The following is a 1,229-nucleotide window of genomic DNA, read 5'->3' as shown; positions in this document are numbered from 1 at the left end:
TGAATCGCCACGGATAATCTAGACACTTCCGAGCCGTTGATAATACTGGTTTTCATATTCTGTCGGTGGCATCTGATCGCTAGAACCATGCCGACGCTTACTGTTATAAAACATTTCGATGTAATCAAAAATATCGCTGCGGGCTTCTTCCCGCGTTCCGTAGATCTTTTTCTTTATCCGTTCGCGTTTCAACAACTGGAAAAAGCTTTCTGCAACCGCATTATCATGGCAGTTACCGCGACGGCTCATGCTGCCCTCCAGGCCGTGTGATTTCAGGAACGACTGCCACTCATGGCTTGTGTACTGACTGCCCTGATCCGAATGAACCAACACCTGTTTTTGGGGATTACGCCGCCATACAGCCATCAGCAGTGCGTTCAGGACAATGTCCTTTGTCATCCGGGATTGCATGGACCAGCCGATAATTTTGCGTGAGAACAGATCAACAACCACGGCAAGATACAGCCAGCCTTCGTGGGTCCTGATGTAGGTTATGTCCGTTACCCAACGCTCATCCGGAGCATCCGGATTGAACTGTCGCTGGAGCCTGTTGGGCGACACGATACTGGCCTCGCCTTTACGTGCCCGCGGGCTCCGGTATCCGACCTGAGCCTTTATCCCGACACGTTTCATCAGTCGCCAGACTCTGTTCACTCCGCACTGTTGCCCGCTGTCCCGCAGATCCAAATGGATTTTGCGATAACCATAGACGCATCCCGATTCCAGCCAGAACTGTTTAATCTGTCCTGTCAGTCTTAGGTCTGCCTGATGGCGTTGTGAATGCGGCTGCTGAAGCCAGGCGTAAAAACCACTGGGATGAACATCCAGCACCCGACAGAGCAGGCGAACAGGCCAGCAACAGATGTTGTCACGGATAAAGGCGTACCTCAGTCGGACAGCTTTGCGAAGTACGCCGCGGCTTTTTTTAATATGTCCCGTTCGTCGGTAACCCGCTTCAGCTCTTTCTGGAGACGGCGGATCTCGGCCTGAGCATCTGACTCTTCTTTATTAGTGGAAGAATCTGGACCGTACTTCTTTATCCAGGCGTAAAGGCTGTGGGTGGTGATATCGAGACGTGTTGCAACGCTGGCAACAGAATAACCGCGATCAACAACCTGTTTGACTGCTTCAATTTTAAACTCTTCGGGATAACGCTTACCGCTCATGGACACCTCTCTTTAAGCCATCTTAAATGACTCTGAGGTGTCTGTTAAACCCGTGGCGATTCA

General features: G+C 51.0%; 1 protein-coding gene. It reads right to left on the bottom strand.

All coding sequences use genetic code 11. The features are described from left to right. Nucleotides 1-18 precede the first annotated feature (18 nt). Nucleotides 19-1,166, bottom strand: a protein-coding gene (locus HFD94_RS22760) for an IS3 family transposase (protein ID WP_088234235.1) whose coding sequence is annotated in 2 segments (ribosomal slippage) — nucleotides 19-929 and nucleotides 929-1,166 — 1,149 coding nt in all. Because the reading frame shifts where the segments join, the coding sequence is not laid out codon by codon here. Between the last annotated feature and the right edge of the window lie 63 nt (nucleotides 1,167-1,229).

The sequence above is a fragment of the Pantoea sp. EKM20T genome (assembly GCF_011800485.1).
Classification (GTDB): domain Bacteria; phylum Pseudomonadota; class Gammaproteobacteria; order Enterobacterales; family Enterobacteriaceae; genus Pantoea; species Pantoea agglomerans.
This window is presented reverse-complemented; position numbering and strand designations above follow the sequence as displayed.